We start from the raw sequence: 20,444 nt of genomic DNA on the forward strand, positions 1-20,444 counted from the left end.
TAACGCAATTTTAAAGAAAAGCCGCGACAGTTAGTCTGCTTTTAAGCGACAATAAGCCTCTGACATTTTGTCAGTTGTATGGTTTAGGAAAAGTCATTGCATGCATCAAATCACCGGTAAAGCATTTGTAGGCCTCCTGTTGGCTTTAACCACGGCGATATTGTGGGGTATTTTGCCCATCGCGCTAAAAATTTTGCTGGAAGTGCTCACAGCAAATACCATTACTGCTATTCGCTTTTTAGTTGCTGCAATACTTGTAGGTGTCTGGTTGGGATTGCGCGGTAAATTACCGGCCTTAAAAGGTTTAAAACAGCCGAAAATAGCGGGATTGATGATCATTGCTATTGTCGGCTTGTTATTAAATTACATTTTTTATTTGTCAGGGTTAAACAATCTTACGGCAGAAACGGCACAAACATTAATTCAGCTAGCGCCGTATTTGATGATGCTGGGCGGTGTTATTATTTTCAAAGAACGTTTGTTGTTTTGGCAGCGGGTTGGGGCAGTATTGCTTGTCGTGGGACTATTGCTGTTTTTTAACGAGCGCTTAGTTACCCTTATGTTAGACGCGAGCAGTGAAACCTTGGGGGTATTATTGGTTATTGTTGCCGCCGTTACGTGGGCAGCGTATGCCTTAGCGCAAAAGCAATTATTGGTACATTACACCTCAAAACAAATTATGTACCTTATTTATGTTGCCGGTACCATTGCCTTTATCCCCGTGTCAGATTTTCAGCCGATAGCCAGTTTATCGTGGTTACAATGGTCTTTACTGCTGTTTTGCTGCTTAAATACGGTGGTGGCGTATGGGGCTTTTGCAGAGGCATTACATCATTGGGAGGCCTCAAAAGTAAGTGCCGTTTTAGCGATCACGCCACTTATTACCATTTTAAGTGCCAATATTGTGGCATGGATTTGGCCGCAATTTGTCCCACAGCAACTCAATCTTTGGTCTTGGCTTGGCGCTTTCTCGGTTGTTGCTGGCTCAGCCTTAACCGCATTAGCCCCACAATTTGCAGAATACCGAGCAGCTCGCCGCGTACGAAAACTGCAACGAGATGTGTTGTAACCTCTTTAGCTCAACGCGCTTGATGGCTTAATAGGCATAAAAAAAGCCCCAAAAAAGGGCTTTTTTATTAGGTGTGTTTTGTACTTCGCCTAGCGTATTAAACCGCTAGATATCATTATTTTACCGTTACAATTTTACAGGTATTAGACGCGCCAACTTGTAGCATAACATCGCCATGGGTCATGATCACTAAATCGCCGGCTTTTAATCCCGCTTTGTCGCGAATCACATCAATAGCACGATCGGCTAATTCGGCAACGTCCACTTCGGTACTGTCAAAGAAAGCTGGATAAACCCCACGATACATCGCCATTTTGTTTAACGTTTTTACATGACGCGATAAAGCAAAAATAGGTTGCGACGAGGTAATACGTGACATCAATTTGGCCGTGTAGCCTGACTCTGTCAGGGTGATAATCGCTTTGATCCCTTCCAAATGATTAGCGGCATACATGGCAGATAAGGCAATGGTTTCACTGATTTCAGTGAAGCTTAAATTCATCCGATGTTTCGAACTTTGGATAGAAGGGTGTTTTTCTGCACCATTACAAACCCGAACCATAGCTTTAACGGTTTCAATGGGGTATTTACCTGCGGCCGTTTCTGCTGAAAGCATTACGCCATCGGTACCGTCTAATACGGCATTGGCCACATCCATCACTTCCGCCCGTGTTGGCATGGGGCTTTCAATCATGCTTTCCATCATTTGCGTTGCGGTGATGACGATGCGATTTAACTGGCGTGAGCGTGCAATAATGCGTTTTTGTTGACCGACTAATTCAGCATCGCCAATTTCAACACCTAAATCACCACGTGCCACCATCACAGCATCTGATGCGCGAATGATGTCATCTAACGTTTCATCATCAGCAACCGCTTCGGCGCGTTCCACTTTCGCCATAATACGTGCTTCAGAACCTGCCGCTACGGCTAGTTCACGGGCTAAACGTAAATCATCGCCACAACGAGGGAAAGACACAGCAAGATAATCTACATCAATCTCAGCTGCGGTAATAATATCGCGCTTATCTTTATCGGTAAGAGCAGGCGCCGTTAAGCCACCCCCTTGTCGATTGATACCTTTGTTATTGCTGAGTTTGCCGCCCACCGTTACCGTAGTAATCACGCGCTCGCCATTTACGGCATCAACTTGCAATTGAATACGGCCATCATCTAATAACAGTAAATCACCAGGCACTACATCTTGTGGCAGTTCTTTATAATCAATACCCACTTGGGTTATGTTACCGGCGCCTTTGGGCAGGGCAGCATCTAATACAAATTGTTGGCCTTCTTCTAAAATGATAGCGCCATCTTTAAAGGTTGAAACCCGAATTTTGGGGCCTTGCAAGTCGCCCAATATAGCAACATGACAGCCTAATTTTGCGGCAGCGGCGCGCACCATTTGCGCGCGTTCTTTGTGATCTTCAGCAGCACCATGAGAGAAATTTAACCGAAAAACACTGGCACCTGCCTGAATCAGTTTTTCAATAGTAGCTTGGGTATTAGTGGCGGGGCCGAGGGTGGCGACGATTTTAGTTCTTCTAGGCATCGATAACTCCTGCTGTTAAGCGCAATTAGATAGCGTCATGCTTGACACAACCTAGTCTAATGTAATTTTATTACAGAATATAGCGCAAATCTGAATTAAAATTACAGATTGCGCTAGATTTTTCTGATTTAGTTATTAAGATCTTTCTTGTCGAAGCGTGAACCACGCAGGCTGTCTTTGACTTTTTTCAGATTCTCTCTGAATTTACTGCCACGACGTAACGTAAAACCCGTGGCCAAAATATCGATAAGCACTAATTGCGCAACGCGCGACGCCATTGGCATATACATATCGGTATCTTCTGGTACATCTAGCGACAGCACCAGAGTGCATTCGCGAGCAAGTGGGCTGTCGTAAGCCGTAATACCAATAACTGTGGCGTCGTTCTCACGAGCAATGGCTGCGATGTCGCAGAGATTTTTGGTGCGGCCAGTGTGGCTGATACAAACTACCACATCACCATCGCTACTATTAATAGCCGACATACGCTGCATTACAATATCGTCAAAACAGACAACGGGCACATTAAAGCGGAAGAATTTATTTTGGGCATCATGGGCAACCGATGCTGAGGCGCCTAAGCCAAAGAAGGATATTTTTTTCGCTTGAGTCAGCACATCTACTGCACGGTTAATCGCGTTAATATCGACGCGCTGACGAGCGGTATCTAATGCCGCCATAGTTGATTCAAATATCTTGGCAGTGTAGGCTTCCGGGCCATCTTCTTCTTCGACATGACGATTCACGTAAGGCGTACCATTAGCCAAGCTTTGCGCCAAATGTAATTTGAAATCCGGAAAGCCTTTGGTGTCTAAACGACGACAAAAGCGGTTTACGGTAGGTTCACTTACATCGGCCATTTTAGCTAACGCTGCAATACTACTATGAATGGTCATTTGTGGATTAGCTAAGATAACGTCTGCTACTTTACGCTCAGACTTGCTGAAGTTATTGACACTACTAACAATTTTTTCCAGTACATTCATTCGCGGATACCTGCGCTTGTCTGTCCCCGTACATGCGAGGCCATCTTGCTATGTTGTTTTTTGCCGGATTTGCTGTTTGTTCATCTGTGTTATTTCAAACAAAAAAACAAAACAGGTCTAAATTTACCACAAATCCAGAGGAATGCGATCAAGGCTGCACTATAATATACAGAGAGTCAAAATTTAAAACTGTTTTGTAATAAAATTACATAATATAGCGTTTACAAGGCACTTTCAGTCCGTTAGTATGGGGCAAGTGTTGTAAAATTACATCTTATTCAAGGCTGAGTTATGACAACCACAACGCAAAACCAAGCATGTGATCTTATTTTATTCGGCACCAAAGGCGATTTAGCACGTCGTAAATTGCTGCCAGCATTATATCAGTTAGAAAAAGCCGGCCTGTTGGCCAGCGACTCGCGCATTATCGGTGTTGCCCGTGACGAGATGGACAAAGCGGCTTATGTGGAATTGGTGAAAACCAATTTAGTGCGTTTTTTAAAGAAAGAACCTTTAGATGAGCAAGTGTGGGCAATCTTGTCTGCCAAACTGCATTATGTCGCTATCGATTTAACCAAAACGTCGGATTACCAAAAACTGGTAGCCGTTGTTGATATTGAGAAGCGCATCCCGGTAAGTTATTTTGCTACGCCACCGTCTTTATTTGGCGATTTATGTCGTGGTTTAGCAGAAGCTGGTTTAGCCGCGGAACCGTCTCGTGTGGTGTTAGAAAAGCCGATTGGTCATGATTTGGCGTCGTCTCGTGTGATCAACGATAAGGTGGCTGAGTACTTCAAAGAATGCCAAATTTATCGTATTGATCACTATTTAGGTAAGGAGACCGTGTTAAATCTGTTGGCATTACGTTTTGCCAATGCCATTTTTGCCTCTAACTGGGATCACAACGCCATTGATCATGTGCAAATAACGGTTGCAGAAGAAGTGGGTGTGGAAGGGCGTTGGAGTTATTACGATGATGCCGGTCAAATGCGTGATATGGTTCAAAACCATTTACTGCAGGTTTTATCCTTAATTGCCATGGAGCCACCCGCGCGCTTAGATGCCGACAGTATTCGTGACGAAAAGCTGAAAGTACTCAAAGCACTGCGCCGGATTGATCATACCAATGTGCAAGAAAAAACCGTGCGTGGACAATACGCTGCGGGCTTTGCGACAGGTCAGGCGGTACCAGGTTACTTAGAAGAAGAGGGCGCACGCCCGAACAGTAAAACCGAAACCTTTGTTGCCATTAAAGTGGATATTGATAACTGGCGTTGGGCGGGTGTACCGTTTTACCTGCGAACAGGCAAGCGCATGCCGAAAAAACACAGTGAGGTGGTGATTTGCTTTAAACCCCAACCACACAATATTTTTCACGAAACTTATCGCGAATTACCCGCCAATAAACTGATCATCCGTTTACAGCCCGATGAAGGTGTTGAAATTCAAGTCATGAATAAAATCCCTGGCTTGGGTGAGAGTATGCGTTTACAGCAAAGCAAACTCGATTTAAGTTTTGATGAAACGTTCAAATCGCAGCGCATTGCCGATGCCTACGAGCGTTTGTTGCTAGAAGCGATGTTAGGTAATCAATATTTGTTTGTGCGCCGTGATGAAGTTGAGCAAGCATGGCAATGGGTTGATGGCATTATTAACGCATGGCGTAATAGTAACGAGCCGCCAAAATCTTACCAAGCGGGCAGTTGGGGCCCCGTATCCGCTATCTCTATGATGGCGCGCGATGACAGAAATTGGGACGAGTAATTTATGCAATTACATCAATTTACCGACAGTGCGGCTTTAAATAATGACTTTGCAGCAAAGCTCGTTGCGATCCTTAGCAATGCGATCTCAACGCGTGGCGCGGCCTATTTAGTCGTATCCGGAGGCAGAACACCTCAAGCCTTATTTCAAGCGTTGGCAGCAACGCCTTTGGCATGGGAAAACGTGACTATTTTGCTGGCCGATGATCGTTATCTTCCTACAGACTCAGAGCAAAGCAATGAACGTTTGGTAAAAGCAACGTTGTTACAACAGCATGCGGCGCACGCAACCTTTATTAGTTTATATGCTGAGGCTGAAAACGCTTTTGCTGCAGTGCCCGCTATTCTGCCGCGCGTAGCGTCTTTGCCAACGTTTGATGCCGTGATTTTAGGCATGGGTGAAGATGGCCATACGGCGTCTTTATTCCCTTGCAGTAAACAATTAGCAGAAGGGTTAGCTGACACAGCGCCGGCAGTCTTGGCGGCAGAGCCAACGTCTGCTCCCTTTCAACGGATCAGTTTAAGTAAAGTACGCTTACTCGACAGCAGACATATTTTTTTACACTTGGTAGGTGAGAACAAGTTCCCGGTTTTACAACAGGCTCTTGCTGACACCGATCCTATGCAAATGCCGATAAGGGCTTTCTTGCATCATCCTTCAGTGTCAGTTGATGTGATGTATTCACCGAAATAGAGGTTAGTTATGAATCCAGTGGTTCAGCAGGTTACCGATCGTATTATTGCTCGCAGTGAAAAAAGCCGCGCTATTTATTTATCACGGCTTGAGCAAGCCCGTAAAAAAGGCCCACATCGTGGCGTGTTAAGTTGTGGTAATTTAGCGCATGGTTTTGCAGCCTGCAGTGCAGCCGAAAAAGCCGATTTACGCAGCTTAACCAAGGCGAATATTGGTATTATTTCGTCTTATAACGACATGTTATCTGCGCATCAACCTTATCAATTTTATCCCGATGTGATTAAGCAGGCTGTTGCAGACGTGGGTAGCGTTGCACAATTTGCCGGGGGTGTACCTGCTATGTGTGATGGCGTAACCCAAGGTCAGCCAGGTATGGAGTTAAGCTTACTTAGCCGGGATGTTATTGCCATGTCAGCGGCCGTGGGGTTATCTCATAATATGTTTGATGGCGGCCTGATGCTGGGGATTTGTGACAAAATTGTCCCAGGTTTATTAATGGCAGCACTGAGCTTTGGCCATTTACCCTTTGTGTTTGTTCCTGCTGGCCCCATGCCATCTGGGATCCCAAATAAAGAAAAAGCCCGTGTTCGTCAGTTATTCGCTGAAGGCAAAGTGGGTAAAGAAGAATTGTTAGAGGCGGAATCTAAATCGTATCACTCCGCGGGCACCTGTACCTTTTATGGCACGGCGAATTCAAACCAGCTCGTGGTGGAAATGATGGGACTGCATTTACCGGGGTCTTCTTTTGTTAATCCAGGTACCGAATTACGTGATGAATTAACCAAAGCGGCGGCACGCCAAGTAACGCGTTTAACTGAGCTGGGTAATGATTATCTTCCTATCGGTAAGTTAGTTGACGCTAAAGCCGTAGTGAATGGCATCGTGGGATTACTTGCCACAGGCGGTTCAACCAACCATACCATGCATTTAATTGCCGTAGCGCGCTCAGCTGGTTTTATTGTCAATTGGGATGATTTTGCGGAATTGTCTGATGCGACACCATTGATCACACGCATTTATCCAAATGGTCAAGCAGATATTAACCACTTCCAGCAAGCTGGTGGTATGGCTTACCTGATCCGCACGCTGTTAGATCAAGGCCTATTGCACGAAGATGTGCAAACGATTGCTGGTCCAGGCCTACGCCGTTACACCCAAACGCCAGTGATTCAAGATGGCAAATTGGCGTGGATCGATGGACCTGACGTTTCGTCCGATCTTGACGTGTTAACCTCTGCCGATAAGCCATTTAAAGCGCACGGTGGTTTAATTTTGATGGCCGGAAATATTGGCCGCGCTGTCATGAAAACATCGTCTTTACGAAGCGGCACTGAGGTCGTAAAAGCGCCTGCAGTGGTATTTCATAGCCAGCATGAATTAGATGCCGCCTTCAAAGCCGGTGATTTGAATAAAGATTGTGTGGTTGTGGTGCGATTCCAAGGTCCAAAAGCGTGCGGCATGCCGGAGTTACACAAACTCACGCCACCGTTGGGCGTGTTACAAGATAAAGGCTATAAAGTGGCCTTAGTGACAGATGGTCGTATGTCGGGCGCCTCAGGCAAAGTGCCGGCCGCGATTCATTTAACACCTGAAGCGGTTGATGGTGGCAATATTGCGAAAATTCAAACCGGCGATATGATTTTGGTGGATGGTGAAACCGGTAAGCTAGAGATATTAGTGGATGCTGCAGAATTGGCGGCGCGGCCGTTAGCGACCTCTGATATGAGCGGTAATTTTTATGGCATGGGCCGTGAAATGTTTGGCGCACTGCGTCAACAATTAACAGGTGCAGAGCAGGGCGCGTGCAGTCTCTTCATTACCGAGGAGCATTTGCATGGCTGAGTTACGTCAATTTGCTATCGTGGCGGATATTGGCGGCACGAATGCCCGTTTTAGCCGTGTCGCGCTTGATACCTTAGCGCTTGATCAAGTGGCGGTTTACCCCTGTGCAAACTTTGCCAGTTTAGCGGATGCTTTAAGTCATTATCAGCAAGAACAAGACCTTACTGCCATTAAAGATGTTGCCATCGCCATTGCCTGCCCGGTTAATGGCGACGATGTTAGGATGACAAACTTTCATTGGCAATTTTCTATCAAGCGTATGCAGCAAGACCTCGGCTTGCAAACATTGTTAGTAATGAATGATTTTACGGCCGTGGCCATGTGTTTACCGGCCTTGGCCAGCGATCAAAAGATCCAAATTGGTGGTCAGCCTGCGCAAGTGGGCAAACCGATGGCGGTATTAGGTGCCGGTACCGGTTTGGGGGTGGCGCATCTGATCCCTGTCGCGGACAAATTTGTGCCCTTACCAGGTGAGGGCGGTCATGTCGATTGGGCGCCGCAAAATACTCAAGAATGGTTTATTCAGCAACATTTAGCTGCACAATACGGCCATGTTTCTCCTGAACGCTTACTTTCTGGTCCAGGGTTAGAAGCCATCTATCAGGCCTTAGCCGCTTATCAACAAATCGAAGCTCCGGCTTTAACGGCCGGCGAAATTGGTCAGCATGCCTTAAGTGATACTTCTGCACTTGCCGTCGCTACAGTGAAACAGTTCTATGCCAGCTTGGGCAGTATTGCCGGCGATTTAGCATTAACACTTAGCACCTTTGGCGGCGTTTATGTGGCTGGCGGGATCGTGCCCAAATTATTACCGTTACTTGGGAATAGTGCCTTTCGGGAGCGTTTTGATGCCAAAGGCCGTTTTGCCGACTTTAATCGGCAAATCCCTATTTTTATCGTGACTGCAGAACAACCAGGATTACTGGGTGCAGCCGTTTATCTTAAACAAACATTGGCGGGTTAAGTTATGGCATTTACGAATTGGCAATTACAACCGTCAGTGTTGTTCGCAATGGGACCTGTGGTGCCCGTTATCGTAATTAAGGATCTTGATGATGCCGTGCCATTGGCACGGGCATTATTAGCAGGGGGTATCAAAGTATTAGAAGTCACTTTGCGCACACCTGCAGCGTTAGAAGCAATTAAGTTGATCGCAGAGCAGGTGCCTGAAGCCGTAGTGGGCGCCGGAACAGTGACCAATGCCGAACAATTACAAGCCGTTATTGCTGCCGGAGCTAAGTTTGCCATTAGCCCAGGGATGACGCGTGAATTACTGCAAGCGGGTAAAGAGGCAGCAATTCCCCTAATTCCAGGTATTGCCAGTATCTCTGAGCTTATGGAAGGGATGGGCTTAGGCTATACCCATTTTAAATTTTTCCCAGCTGAGGCTGCAGGCGGGACAAAGACCTTGAAGTCAATTTATGGGCCTTTTGCGGATATTCGGTTTTGCCCAACAGGTGGCATTAACGAACAAAATTACCGTGAATATTTGGCGTTACCCAATGTAAGTTGTGTTGGGGGCTCATGGATCGTCCCTGATAATGCCATTGCGAGTAAAGATTGGCACAAAGTGACAGAGTTAACCGCAAAAGCGGTAGCGGCTGCTCTGTAAGTCAAACGATACACACTTTGCCGCCACGCTATTATCAAGGTGGTTGTTTACGTGTTTAAACCGGCTCAGGCCGGTTTTGCTTTATCAGCTAAACTGCCTAGGGTGCTTTGAGTTTTTGCCATAAACCGCGTATGATAGCGCTCCTTTTTTCGCTGTTTTAACCCAGTAACGGATCAATTTGTGATTTCAACCAATAACATTACCATGCAATTCGGCGCTAAGCCGTTATTCGAAAATATTTCAGTTAAATTTGGCGAGGGTAATCGCTATGGTTTAATTGGCGCCAATGGCTGTGGCAAGTCGACGTTTATGAAAATTCTGAGTCGCGAACTTGAACCCAGTGCCGGTAATGTGTTTGTTGAACCAAATCATCGCGTGGCGAAGTTACACCAAGATCAGTTTGCTTTTGAACAATTTAGTGTCATTGATACGGTGATCATGGGCCATGCTGAATTGTGGGACGTTAAATCAGAGCGTGATCGTATTTATGCTTCTGCTGAGATGACCGAAGAAGAGGGCATGAAGGTAGCCGATTTAGAAGTCGCCTTTGGTGAAATGGATGGTTATTCGGCCGAGTCACGCGCCAGCGAATTACTGTTAGGCGTCGGGATCCCAATTGAACTTCATTACGGCTTAATGTCGGCTGTTGCACCAGGGTTTAAATTACGGGTGTTATTGGCACAAGTCCTGTTTGCTGATCCAGAAATTATGTTGTTAGACGAACCGACCAACAACTTGGATATTAATACCATTCGTTGGTTAGAAAACGTGTTGGCTGAACGTAATTCTACCATGGTGATTATTTCGCACGATCGGCACTTTTTAAACAGTGTTTGTACGCACATGGCCGATTTAGATTTTGGTGAATTGCGCGTATATCCTGGCAATTATGATGAGTATATGACGGCTGCAACACAAGCACGCGAGCGTCTCCTGTCTGATAACGCTAAGAAAAAAGCGCAAATTGCTGAGTTACAGACTTTCGTGAGCCGTTTCTCTGCGAATGCGTCTAAAGCGCGTCAAGCGACCAGCCGTGCAAAACAAATTGAAAAAATTCAGTTAGAGGAAGTAAAAGCCTCTAGCCGCGTTAACCCCTTTATTCGTTTTGAACAACAAAAACAGCTTTATCGCTTAGCGTTAGAGGTAGAAGGCTTAAACAAACGCTTTGGTGAGTTACATTTATTAAAAAACCTAAAAATGACTATCGAAGTTGGCGAGAAAGTGGCCATTTTAGGTGCCAACGGTATTGGTAAATCGACGTTATTAAAGTGTTTAGTGGGAGATCTCGCCCCTGAAAGCGGTTTAATAAAATGGTCAGAAAACGTTACCATTGGTTATTATGCGCAAGATCACGCGCACGAATTTGCTGAAGATATCAGTTTGTTTGATTGGATGAGCCAGTGGAAGCAACCGTCTGATGATGAACAAGCCATTCGAGGTATTTTAGGACGTTTACTGTTTTCACAAGATGATATTAAAAAATCGGTAAAAGTGCTGTCAGGTGGTGAACAGGGTCGGATGCTTTTTGGTAAGTTAATGCTGCAGCGTCCCAATATTTTGGTGATGGATGAACCGACTAACCACTTAGACATGGAATCAATCGAATCATTAAATTTAGCGTTGGAGCATTACAAAGGCACCTTGTTATTTGTTAGTCACGATCGTGAATTTGTTTCGTCGTTGGCCAGTCGCATCATTGAGATTACCGATCACGATGTCCGTAACTTTGTTGGTAGTTATGAAGAGTATCTAGCACAACAGCTCGCCGCACTTCAAGCACAGCGCTAAGACGACGCTTATCTAATTATTGATGGTCATCGCGGACAGTATGTTGCGATGGCCATTGATTTTTACCATTTTGCCCCCATATAGTAATAATAGCTTTTTAAACCTTAAATCATCCAGGTAATAACACTATCACGTATTTTAGGTGTTCATCCTAGCATTGCTAGAGGTGCGTGTTTTGTGATTGTAGTAATGTGTTATTGTTTAGGCATGATTTATCACCAACGGGGAATGTTATGAAAATTAATATCGGTATTGATGAAGAGCAACGTAAAGCGATAGCGCATGGTTTATCTGTGTTGCTGGCGGATACCTACACCTTATATTTAAAAACGCACAATTATCACTGGAATGTCACCGGGCCGATGTTTCAAACCTTACATACATTATTTGAGACCCAGTATACCGAGCTTGCGGTAGCGGTTGATGATATTGCTGAGCGGATCCGTGCTTTAGGCGAGTTCGCCCCCGGTTCTTATAAAGAGTACGCCAAACTAACCAGCTTAAAAGAAGCTGACAGCGTGCCTTCAGCGGAAGAGATGATTAAAGATTTAGTAAAAGGCCAGGAAGCTATTGCGAAAACAGCACGCTCTATTGTGCCTATTGCTGATGGTGCTTCAGACGAAGTCACGCTAGATTTACTGACGCAGCGTATGACGGTACATGAAAAAACAGCGTGGATGTTACGTAGCTTAGTTGCATAAATGTATTTGTTTCCTAAAGGAGCCCTTGGCTCCTTTTTTTATTTGTGCTTTTTCACACGGGCGATCATAAAAACTGCTAAGATTCTGCATGAAAACCTTGTAATATTGCGGCTACCAGCAACAGGTATGCTGTTGGCAACGCTGAGTTGACGTTTAGATAATCCCGGAGAAGCCCAAATGAATGCGTTACAGTATGCGCAGAATGTAATAGAGCTGTTTTCTTTACCCGATAGCTACTTCCGGGTGCGTGAATTAATGGAGTCAGAAACGGCAGATCTGGACGATATTGCCGAAGTCATTTTGCTTGATCCCGTGCTCACCTCAAAATTACTAAAGTTGGCGAACAGTGCCGTTTATCGCTTACCCTATCAAGTTGAAAATGTAAGTAAGGCCCTGTTAGTCTTAGGTAAAACACAAGTCTATAATCTTATTTTAAGTATCGGTATTAGTTCAGCCTGCAGTCAATTAAACACGGAGTCTATTGATTTAGATCGGTTTTGGGAGCAAAGCGTAAATGCAGCTTTAATTGCTAAATATCTGGCTACGCAATTGGGCTTAAAATCGGCAGATAGGGTGTATGTATCAGGTTTGCTTCATAATATTGGCGAGTTGGTTGTTGCCCAGCAAAATCCAGACATTGCGGCTAATGCACAAGCATACACTCCTGAAATCATGCCATGGCAGTTGCAGCAAACGCTTTTAGGCTTTAGCTATGCAGCCTGTGGTGCAGAATTACTTTATTTGTGGCAACTTCCTGATTTAATTGTTGAACCCATTGCTTTACAACACAATTTACAGTATCACGCCCGGGCCTTAGAAGAACTGGTCGTACATCTTGCAGTGCGATTAGCGCTAGCTAATCAGCACCCAGAGCTTTATAGTATGAAGTCAGTGGCGGACCCTGCCTTGCTTGAGTTACTGCAACTTGAACAAAGCGATCTCATCAAAGCCATTGATTTTTGTAACACTGAAGGGCTGTTTGTATTATCTGTATTAAACCCCAGGATCAGCACCATTTATTAATATCATCTGACTGCCACGTAAGGTGGCAGCTGTCATTTTTTTCGGATTAGAACATGTCTGCAAACTTTTCAACGAAGCGACCTTTGTACACCGGGTATGCCGGTTCAGCCTTACTTGAAACCCCCTTACTCAATAAAGGTAGTGCTTTTACCCGCGAAGAGCGGGCAGCGTTTAACTTAACGGGCTTATTGCCACCGCGTTATGAAACCATTGAGGAACAAGTCAGTCGCTGTTATCAACAGTATCGTAGTTTTGATGATGCCATTAATAAGCATATTTACTTGCGGGTGATTCAAGATAATAACGAGACCTTATTTTATCGTTTGGTGCAACAGCATTTAGAAGAAATGTTGCCCATTATTTACACGCCCACCGTTGGCGATGCATGCGAGCAATTTTCTGACATTTATCGCAGCGCACGTGGTCTTTTTATCAGCTATGAAGATCGACATAATTTAGACGATGTGCTTCGAAATGCTACCAAGGCTAAAGTTAAAGTGATTGTGGTCACTGATGGTGAGCGTGTACTCGGGTTAGGCGATCAGGGTATTGGTGGGATGGGGATCTCGATCGGTAAGCTATCGCTATACACCGCCTGTGGTGGTATCAGCCCAGCCTACACCTTACCGGTCATGCTGGATGTTGGAACCAACAACGAGAAATTGCTCAATGATCCTATGTACATGGGCTTGCGTCAAAAACGTGTTAATGCTGATGAGTACAATGCATTTATTGATTTATTTATTCAGGCAGTAAAACGCCGTTGGCCTGAAGCGATTATCCAATTTGAAGACTTTGCGCAGCCTAATGCGATGCCTATCCTACAGCGCTATCGTGATCAGGTGTGTTGTTTTAACGATGATATTCAAGGTACAGCTGCAGTAACAGTGGGTACCTTGTTAGCCGCCTGCCGTTCTAAGGGGGCACAATTAAAAGATCAAAAAGTGGTGTTTGTTGGGGCAGGCTCTGCCGGCTGTGGTATCGCTGAGCAAATTATTAGCCAAATGGTAGCCGAGGGTGCGAGTGAACAACAAGCCCGTGGTCAAATTTATATGGTTGATCGGTTTGGCTTGTTAGCTGAAGGTATGGCTGAGCTACGTGATTTCCAACAAGCTCTCGTGCAAACACAACAGGCATTGTCTGGTTGGAGTTATAGCGGCGAATTCCCAAGTTTATTAGATGTTATGCATTGTGCCGAGCCTACGGTATTAATCGGTGTGTCTGGCCAAGCAGGGCTGTTTACTGAGCAAATTATTCGCGCTATGAAAAAAGGCTGCGAATTACCGATTATCTTTCCATTGAGTAATCCATCACGTCAGGTTGAAGCAACACCAGAACAAGTTATTGAATGGACTGATGGTGAGGTAATTGTTGCCACAGGTAGCCCATTTAAACCGGTATCTTTTAATGGCAAAGTGCATGCGATTACCCAGTGTAACAACAGTTACATTTTTCCAGGTATTGGTCTTGGGGTAATTGCGGTGAAAGCGCGGCTGATCAGTGATGATATGTTGCGTGCTGCCAGTGAGACATTGGCAGCAAATTCACCCTTAGCCAATACCGGGCAGGGTGGATTATTACCTCCCTTTACAGAACTGGCCGCGTTAAGCAAAAAAATTGCGTTTGCAGTGGCCAAAGTGGCTATGCAGCAAGGTTTAGCCCTAGAGATTGATGACAATATGCTGCAACAGCGGATTGAAAATAATTTCTGGAAACCAGAGTATCGGCATTATCGACGGGTGAGCGGCTAAGGTAAAATAGCCAAAACGCCCAAACATACAAACAGCGGCGTTATTCCGCTGTTTGTATCAGTGCCAAAAGTGATTGGAATTGCTTATCCTGTAGCTGTTGCTGTTCAGCTAGTTCCGTTAACAGATTAATGGCCGTTAGCACCAATAGCTGATCGCGCGTGGCTAAGGGCAATTCCGCTGCCTGCAGGGCAAGGCGTTCATCAAGTTGACTCGCCATAACAGTAAGCTGCTTAACCTTATCAGACGGATTTTTAAAACGATAATCGCGTCCAAGAATGGTCAGAATATAAGGTTCATCGCGGTGCATTAGCGAGCAGCGGTGTCACTTAGGCTGGTTAATAAGGTTTGCAGGTTTTGGGTTAATTGTGCTTGTTGCTCATCCTTTTCCAGCATCTCTAATTGCAGCAGTTCGTGTTGCTCTTGTAATGTCGCCAGTTGCGTCGTTAATTGCTGATTTTTCTCAAGAAGGCGCTGTACTGCGATCTGCAGTTCAGAAAATAGGTGTTCGGTATTCATGAAGGCTCCGGCGTTTGCTAAAAGCCGCTACAGTAATGAAACTGCGCGGCTAAAGCCAGTGAAAACCCCCATTTGTTGCCTGATTGCTGCTTAAGTATGCAAAGCAGCTAAAGCGACAGCCAAAGTAGGATAGCGAAATCGTTTTTCGGTTGTCAAACCCAAATAGATTTTGCAATATTAAGCCTGAGTGTCAGCAAGCACTACTTGAGCCCGGCCTTGATGTTTTCCTCGATAAAGTGCGTCATCAGCCAGTTTTACCCAGGTATCAACTAGCCAGGTAGTTGTGGGTAAACAAACTACACCAAAGGTTGCACTATAAGCAATGTGGTGTTCAGCCTGAGTAAAAGGTGACGCTTTTAACGTGTTTAATAACGTGTCACAAAAGGCTTTAGCCGCCTGAGCATCGGCATGCGGTAGAGCCATAATAAATTCTTCACCGCCCCAGCGTCCGATAATATCGGTTTTTTTCGCTTGGCTTGCGATCAGTGAAGAGAAGTGTTGTAACACGCTATCACCGATATTATGTCCATACTGATCATTAATCTGCTTAAAATGGTCTATATCTATCAATACCATACTCATGGGATAGTGTCGCATACGCGCATGCGTTAGACTTTGCTCAAACTGTTCGACAAAGCCACCCCGATTATATAACCCCGTTAAGACATCGTGATCTGCACGATCTTTCAGCTTGACGGTTAACGCTTCTAGCTCACTGGTTCGCTCTTGAACCAATTTTTGTAAACGTTTATTCCGATTTTTTAGCCGGTTTTGCTGCACTCGCATAAATACCAGTACCAGCATAAGTCCTAGCAAAATAATCATAAACCACAACCATGATGCATACCACCAAGGTGCGTTAACGACGATATTAATTCGTAGTGGGCGTTCTGTTCCCACCCCTCGGCTGTTTTGTCCCTCTATTTCGAGCACATAGCGACCAGGTGCTAAATTGCTGTAGCGCGCTTCATGGCTTTTATCATAAGGGCTCCAACGATCAGAAAAACCGAGTAAGCGGCTGCGCGTGGTGTTTAGGGCTGGGTCGCGATAATCCACTAAGGCATACCCTATCACCAGCTCACGATAGCCATAAGGCAGTTCGATTGTTTCAGGGTAAGCTTGATAGGTTTTAGTCTGATCAGTGCCATCAATCACCACTTTGGCGATCACGAGGCGTGGTGCTTGAAAATTTTCATATTCAGGATGAATAGCTATTAAAACCGCGCCGGCGGCTGTCCCAAACAATACCTCACCTGCAGGCCCCACTGAATAAGACTTTTGTTGAGTCGTTAAATTCGGCAGACCATCATGCTTACCATAACTGACAAAACGTTGTAGCGATTGATCGAAACGGGCTATGCCGTTATTGGTCATGATCCAAAGTTGCTGCGAATGGTCAAAAAAAGCGCCGCTAATAAACAAACTGGGTAATCCTTGCTCAATAGCGTATTGGCTAACTCGCTGAGTTGCTCTATCGTAACGCCACAAACCAAACTCAGAACACAACCACAGTATTTGGTCACCTTCTGGTAATACACAAGTATAGCCATCTACTGCATTTTGATTGTTTATCTGAAGCCTTTGCCAAGGGGCGTTAGGCTGTGGTTGACTGAATACGCCCGAATAGCGTGTAACCGCGAAAGTACTACCATCGGTACTTTTACCCAATTGATAAATTTGATCGCCATTGGTTTCTTTTAATTGCGCCAGCTCCAACTGCGCGTGCTGTAATTCGGGCTGCCAAACCAATAATCCTTGCTGCCACACCCCTAAATAAAAATGGCCTGCATCAGAAATATAGAGCTCTGTTACACCGCCAACGTGCATATTAGCCAAATCAAATGGCGTATTAACCGCGACAAGTGTGTTTTGTTGCAGCTGATACAAACCGCGATCCGTCGCGAGCCATAATTGTCCTGTTGGATCCGCCGTGATCCGAAACACCTTACGGATCCCAAATTGTTTGCGTAGCTCAATAGCATGCCAATCTTCTGTATTAGCATCACGGTAAAGTAAATTGTTTTGTGCTGCTAGCCACATTCGCCCTTGTTTATCATGGTATATCGCGCTAATCAAACGCTCGCCAAGGGAGGCAACCGTCGCCGGCATGGTGTGAACTAACGGGATAAATCCCTTATATTGTGGGGTACCAATAAAAAAGCCTTGTTCACGACTACCCAACCAGAGCTGATCTGCGCTATCAAGGTAAATACTTCGAATATCCACATCAGGTAGAGTGTTGTAGCCTAAACTAAACAGTGTCCATTGCCGCGTTTGGCTATTAAGTTGATATAAACCATCAAAAGCACCAACCCACAAAGCGTGGTTTGTTCCACGATGCAGGGCATTTACACGGGGCTGAGGTAGGTTATCTGGCGCCGCAATTCTTACAAAACACATGCACGCCGTTTCAAACACAAACACGCCATTTGCCGCCCCAGCCCAAACAGTGTGATCAATAAATTCAACCGTTCTCACTTCTTGCGCACGTTCGCTTATGGCATGTTCGGTATCAGGCAAAAAGAACTGCTGGTATTGATTATGTTGTGGATCGAGCAAAAAAAGGCCATTTGAGGTTGCAAACCACAATCCTGTTGGCGATTCAGCAATGCCCCAAATTCGTTGTTCAAATAAGGGATGTGTTGGTTCATCGAATGCATAACGGTGCAGTACTAAGGGATTTTCAGGATAAATAACATACAAACCGGCAATGGTGCCTACCCATATCCGCTGCTGACTGTCTTGAAATAGTGTTTGGATACGCGGTGTCGATAAAGCATGGGGATCATTGGGTTTAATTGGAAAGACAAAAGGCATATCTTGATTGTGCGGATAATAAAGTAATCCCTCTCGCCAGCTGGCAACCCACAGATCGCCCTTAGCCGTGAGTAAAAAGTTATTGGTATTTTTTCGACTACCTCGGCGTACGTCTGGTTCTAACCAATTGATACTGGTTAATCCATCATAGCGAAGTAAACCATCGGTATCAGAGGCAAACCAAATAAATCCAGCACTGTCTTGTGCAATATGATAAACCGATGATTGCCTTGCGGACAGGGGATCGCTGGGTGAGCTAAACGTATAGTGGCTTGCTTGCAGTGCGACCGAAAACAACATAAAAGCGACGAATGTGAGCCGAAGAACCAGTATCAGCATTACTACGGTATTTCCCTATGACGTTATATGACTAGTTATACCTGCTTTAATGACGGCAAACAATAAATTGCCCACCTAAAACATTAATCTTTGTTAAAATAACGGCTAGCAACAGGATAGTCGTTTAAAGCAGGCCGGCTTTAAACTTGTCGTCATCAGCGCATACGGCCAGCGCGGTAGTCGTCGTTGTTATGTTAAAAAACATTATTGGATGTATTCTGGCGTTGTATGTTACCGCTAGCCAGGCGGAACCGGCAAATTTTGATCAAGCCAAAGTAAGTTTAAAACAGATTTATGCTGGGCAAGAACGCACTTTTTATTGTGATTGTGCGATCAATTGGGTAGGGCGCAGTGGTGGAAGAGTAGATCATGCGTCCTGTGGTTTTGAAGTGTATTCACCGCGTGGTTTACCCAGCGAAGCAACATTAGCACGTGCTGCGCGTTCAGAAGTGGAACATATTATTCCAATATCCTGGGTGGGAAAACAGCTAAGTTGTTGGCAACAAGGCGGGCGTAAAAATTGTCAGGCAACCGATCCCTTATTTAATAAAATAGAGGGCGATTTATTTAACCTAACCTATGCTGTTGGTCAAATTAACGGTCTGCGTGCCGATTTCCCGTTTGGGATGGTGACTGAAAATACCCCCGCACAGTTTGGCCAATGTGACATTAAGATTGATACTAAAAATCGAAAGGTACAACCTAAAGCGAGTATTCGTGGTGATATTGCACGTGTTGCTTTTTACATGGCGGATCGCTACAACCTGCGTTTAAGCCGACAAGATCAACAGCTGTATTTAGCCTGGCATCAACAGGACCCTGTTTCACCATTAGAGCTAGAGCGCCATCAACGCACGGCGACGCTGACCGGACGAACAAATCCCTTTGTTACCGGTGAACAACAATGGCGACTGGGGTTTGTGACACGTGGCGAGGGCTTAAAATCCGCTACGCCGGCATTATATGCTGCAACGTCTGCGGGCCCCATTCATGGTAACCGTAACTCACGCATTTATCATCGGCCAGATTGTCCTAATTATCAAAGTATGGCGGCAACAAACCGAGTTGTATTTCCCTCAGTTGCGGCAGCTGAACAACAGGGGTATCGGCTTGCGGCGAACTGTCCTTAGCAATTTTCTGAATTTATTGTGCGTGGGCTACTCTAATAACGCATTCTGAATAAACATTTGCATAGAGAACTTAACATGATAAATAAGCTTTTTTTAGAAAAATTGTTGAAATCGGGTGCTGAATTAACGGGTAGCGGTAAAAGCACATCACATTCGCAGCAGGATATTACGCAAACGTTAGGCAGCCTGTTAAAGGGCAAAGGCGGCGCAGCGGTGGCTGGTGGGGCACTAGGCTATCTGCTGGGCAGTAAAAAAGGCCGCAGTATTGGTGGCAAAGTACTGACTTATGGTGGTTTAGCTGCATTAGGCGCCTTAGCCTACAAAGCCTATGGCGATTGGCAACAAAACCAACAGGCAGCGGGGCAACCGTCAACGCCATCACTACCACAAACACTCGGTAATATGAATGAGCAGCAAGTGGATCATCATTGTAAGGCGATTCTGATTGCGGTTATCGCAGCGGCTAAGGCAGATGGTCATATTGATGATCGTGAACGGGAAATCATTGATGCCGAAGTGGCAAAATTAACCGCCGATGCGGTGTTGATCCGTTTTGTTGATGCAGAGCTACAAAAGCCACTTGATCCTGCAGAGGTGGCTAAACATGCCAAATCTCAGGAGATGGCAGCCGAAATGTTTTTAGCCAGTGTGCTAGTGATAGACGAAGAAAGCTTTATGGAACGCAGCTATTTAAATGAATTAGCTCGACAGTTAACCCTACCAGAAGGGTTACAGCATGAACTTAAACAACAGGTCAAACAACTTACGTTGACAACGCAGGGCTAAGGTTAATTAGCTTTACGTTGTTGCAGGCTAGACATAACACGCGTATCGATGAACCTAGCCGATACGCAGTGTTTA

17 protein-coding genes are annotated in these 20,444 nt (G+C 45.2%); 12 read left to right on the top strand and 5 right to left on the bottom strand.

Annotation, left to right across the window (positions count from 1 at the left end; translation table 11 throughout):
* Positions 1–100: 100 nt before the first annotated feature.
* On the top strand, positions 101–1,069 hold the full coding sequence (locus IE070_RS06070) for a DMT family transporter (protein ID WP_189481488.1): 969 nt from the start codon (positions 101–103) through the stop codon (positions 1,067–1,069).
* Positions 1,070–1,184: 115 nt separating this feature from the next.
* Here the strand turns inward: IE070_RS06070 and pyk are convergent, their stop codons facing one another.
* Together pyk and IE070_RS06080 are read right to left on the bottom strand one after the other, a co-directional pair.
* Complete coding sequence (pyk, locus tag IE070_RS06075; RefSeq protein ID WP_189481490.1) at positions 1,185–2,621, bottom strand: pyruvate kinase; 1,437 nt, start codon at positions 2,619–2,621, stop codon at positions 1,185–1,187.
* A 128-nt stretch (positions 2,622–2,749) separates the two neighbouring features.
* Complete coding sequence (locus IE070_RS06080; RefSeq protein ID WP_189481492.1) at positions 2,750–3,607, bottom strand: MurR/RpiR family transcriptional regulator; 858 nt, start codon at positions 3,605–3,607, stop codon at positions 2,750–2,752.
* Positions 3,608–3,898: 291 nt separating this feature from the next.
* Between IE070_RS06080 and zwf the strand changes: the two genes are divergently transcribed.
* The 9 genes from zwf to IE070_RS06125 all read left to right on the top strand — a co-directional run bounded on the left by zwf (position 3,899) and on the right by IE070_RS06125 (position 14,781).
* Positions 3,899–5,371: a glucose-6-phosphate dehydrogenase gene (gene zwf, locus IE070_RS06085; protein WP_189481494.1), complete on the top strand. Its 1,473-nt coding sequence runs from the start codon at positions 3,899–3,901 to the stop codon at positions 5,369–5,371.
* A 3-nt stretch (positions 5,372–5,374) separates the two neighbouring features.
* The gene (gene pgl / locus IE070_RS06090) at positions 5,375–6,064 is read left to right on the top strand and encodes a 6-phosphogluconolactonase (RefSeq protein WP_189481496.1); all 690 of its coding nucleotides are present in this window, start codon (positions 5,375–5,377) and stop codon (positions 6,062–6,064) included.
* A 9-nt stretch (positions 6,065–6,073) separates the two neighbouring features.
* Complete coding sequence (gene edd, locus IE070_RS06095) at positions 6,074–7,906, top strand: phosphogluconate dehydratase (RefSeq protein ID WP_189481498.1); 1,833 nt, start codon at positions 6,074–6,076, stop codon at positions 7,904–7,906.
* Positions 7,899–8,870: a glucokinase gene (locus IE070_RS06100; RefSeq protein WP_189481500.1), complete on the top strand. Its 972-nt coding sequence runs from the start codon at positions 7,899–7,901 to the stop codon at positions 8,868–8,870. Before edd ends, IE070_RS06100 begins: the two co-directional genes overlap by 8 nt.
* Before the next feature lie 3 nt (positions 8,871–8,873).
* On the top strand, positions 8,874–9,518 hold the full coding sequence (locus tag IE070_RS06105; RefSeq protein ID WP_189481501.1) for a bifunctional 4-hydroxy-2-oxoglutarate aldolase/2-dehydro-3-deoxy-phosphogluconate aldolase: 645 nt from the start codon (positions 8,874–8,876) through the stop codon (positions 9,516–9,518).
* A gap of 180 nt (positions 9,519–9,698) precedes the next feature.
* A complete protein-coding gene (locus IE070_RS06110) occupies positions 9,699–11,306 on the top strand; it encodes an ABC-F family ATPase (RefSeq protein WP_189481503.1) in 1,608 nt (535 codons plus the stop codon).
* Positions 11,307–11,539: 233 nt separating this feature from the next.
* Positions 11,540–12,007, top strand: a complete 468-nt coding sequence (locus IE070_RS06115; RefSeq protein WP_189481505.1) for a Dps family protein — start codon at positions 11,540–11,542, stop codon at positions 12,005–12,007.
* A 177-nt stretch (positions 12,008–12,184) separates the two neighbouring features.
* The gene (locus tag IE070_RS06120) at positions 12,185–13,030 is read left to right on the top strand and encodes an HDOD domain-containing protein (protein ID WP_189481507.1); all 846 of its coding nucleotides are present in this window, start codon (positions 12,185–12,187) and stop codon (positions 13,028–13,030) included.
* A gap of 53 nt (positions 13,031–13,083) precedes the next feature.
* On the top strand, positions 13,084–14,781 hold the full coding sequence (locus tag IE070_RS06125) for an NAD-dependent malic enzyme (RefSeq protein ID WP_189481508.1): 1,698 nt from the start codon (positions 13,084–13,086) through the stop codon (positions 14,779–14,781).
* A gap of 40 nt (positions 14,782–14,821) precedes the next feature.
* On the opposite strand, the gene IE070_RS06130 is transcribed toward IE070_RS06125, so the two are convergent.
* The 3 genes from IE070_RS06130 to IE070_RS06140 form a co-directional block, all read right to left on the bottom strand.
* On the bottom strand, positions 14,822–15,088 hold the full coding sequence (locus tag IE070_RS06130; protein WP_189481511.1) for a cell division protein ZapA: 267 nt from the start codon (positions 15,086–15,088) through the stop codon (positions 14,822–14,824).
* Positions 15,088–15,297 (bottom strand): hypothetical protein, encoded by a 210-nt coding sequence (locus IE070_RS06135; RefSeq protein ID WP_189481513.1) that lies wholly within the window; start codon positions 15,295–15,297, stop codon positions 15,088–15,090. The genes IE070_RS06130 and IE070_RS06135 overlap by 1 nt, the downstream gene beginning before the upstream one ends.
* 177 nt (positions 15,298–15,474) lie before the next feature.
* Complete coding sequence (locus IE070_RS06140; protein WP_189481521.1) at positions 15,475–18,453, bottom strand: ligand-binding sensor domain-containing diguanylate cyclase; 2,979 nt, start codon at positions 18,451–18,453, stop codon at positions 15,475–15,477.
* Positions 18,454–18,599: 146 nt separating this feature from the next.
* On the opposite strand from IE070_RS06140, the gene IE070_RS06145 reads away from it, so the two are divergent.
* Positions 18,600–19,583, top strand: coding sequence for an endonuclease (locus IE070_RS06145; RefSeq protein ID WP_229796952.1), 984 nt, complete (start codon positions 18,600–18,602; stop codon positions 19,581–19,583).
* A gap of 75 nt (positions 19,584–19,658) precedes the next feature.
* Positions 19,659–20,369, top strand: coding sequence for a tellurite resistance TerB family protein (locus IE070_RS06150; RefSeq protein ID WP_189481522.1), 711 nt, complete (start codon positions 19,659–19,661; stop codon positions 20,367–20,369).
* The last annotated feature ends 75 nt before the right edge of the window (positions 20,370–20,444 follow it).

The sequence above is a fragment of the Alishewanella tabrizica genome (assembly GCF_014652375.1).
Taxonomy (GTDB): Bacteria; Pseudomonadota; Gammaproteobacteria; order Enterobacterales; family Alteromonadaceae; genus Alishewanella; species Alishewanella tabrizica.

Bases quoted from the DNA above. Each gene is read 5' to 3' on its own strand.
- IE070_RS06070 (WP_189481488.1), top strand. From the start codon at position 101: ATGCATCAAATCACCGGTAAAGCATTTGTAGGCCTCCTGTTGGCTTTA.
- pyk (WP_189481490.1), bottom strand. From the start codon at position 2,621: ATGCCTAGAAGAACTAAAATCGTCGCCACCCTCGGCCCCGCCACTAAT.
- IE070_RS06080 (WP_189481492.1), bottom strand. From the start codon at position 3,607: ATGAATGTACTGGAAAAAATTGTTAGTAGTGTCAATAACTTCAGCAAG.
- zwf (WP_189481494.1), top strand. From the start codon at position 3,899: ATGACAACCACAACGCAAAACCAAGCATGTGATCTTATTTTATTCGGC.
- pgl (WP_189481496.1), top strand. From the start codon at position 5,375: ATGCAATTACATCAATTTACCGACAGTGCGGCTTTAAATAATGACTTT.
- edd (WP_189481498.1), top strand. From the start codon at position 6,074: ATGAATCCAGTGGTTCAGCAGGTTACCGATCGTATTATTGCTCGCAGT.
- IE070_RS06100 (WP_189481500.1), top strand. From the start codon at position 7,899: ATGGCTGAGTTACGTCAATTTGCTATCGTGGCGGATATTGGCGGCACG.
- IE070_RS06105 (WP_189481501.1), top strand. From the start codon at position 8,874: ATGGCATTTACGAATTGGCAATTACAACCGTCAGTGTTGTTCGCAATG.
- IE070_RS06115 (WP_189481505.1), top strand. From the start codon at position 11,540: ATGAAAATTAATATCGGTATTGATGAAGAGCAACGTAAAGCGATAGCG.
- IE070_RS06120 (WP_189481507.1), top strand. From the start codon at position 12,185: ATGAATGCGTTACAGTATGCGCAGAATGTAATAGAGCTGTTTTCTTTA.
- IE070_RS06125 (WP_189481508.1), top strand. From the start codon at position 13,084: ATGTCTGCAAACTTTTCAACGAAGCGACCTTTGTACACCGGGTATGCC.
- IE070_RS06130 (WP_189481511.1), bottom strand. From the start codon at position 15,088: ATGCACCGCGATGAACCTTATATTCTGACCATTCTTGGACGCGATTAT.
- IE070_RS06135 (WP_189481513.1), bottom strand. From the start codon at position 15,297: ATGAATACCGAACACCTATTTTCTGAACTGCAGATCGCAGTACAGCGC.
- IE070_RS06140 (WP_189481521.1), bottom strand. From the start codon at position 18,453: ATGCTGATACTGGTTCTTCGGCTCACATTCGTCGCTTTTATGTTGTTT.
- IE070_RS06150 (WP_189481522.1), top strand. From the start codon at position 19,659: ATGATAAATAAGCTTTTTTTAGAAAAATTGTTGAAATCGGGTGCTGAA.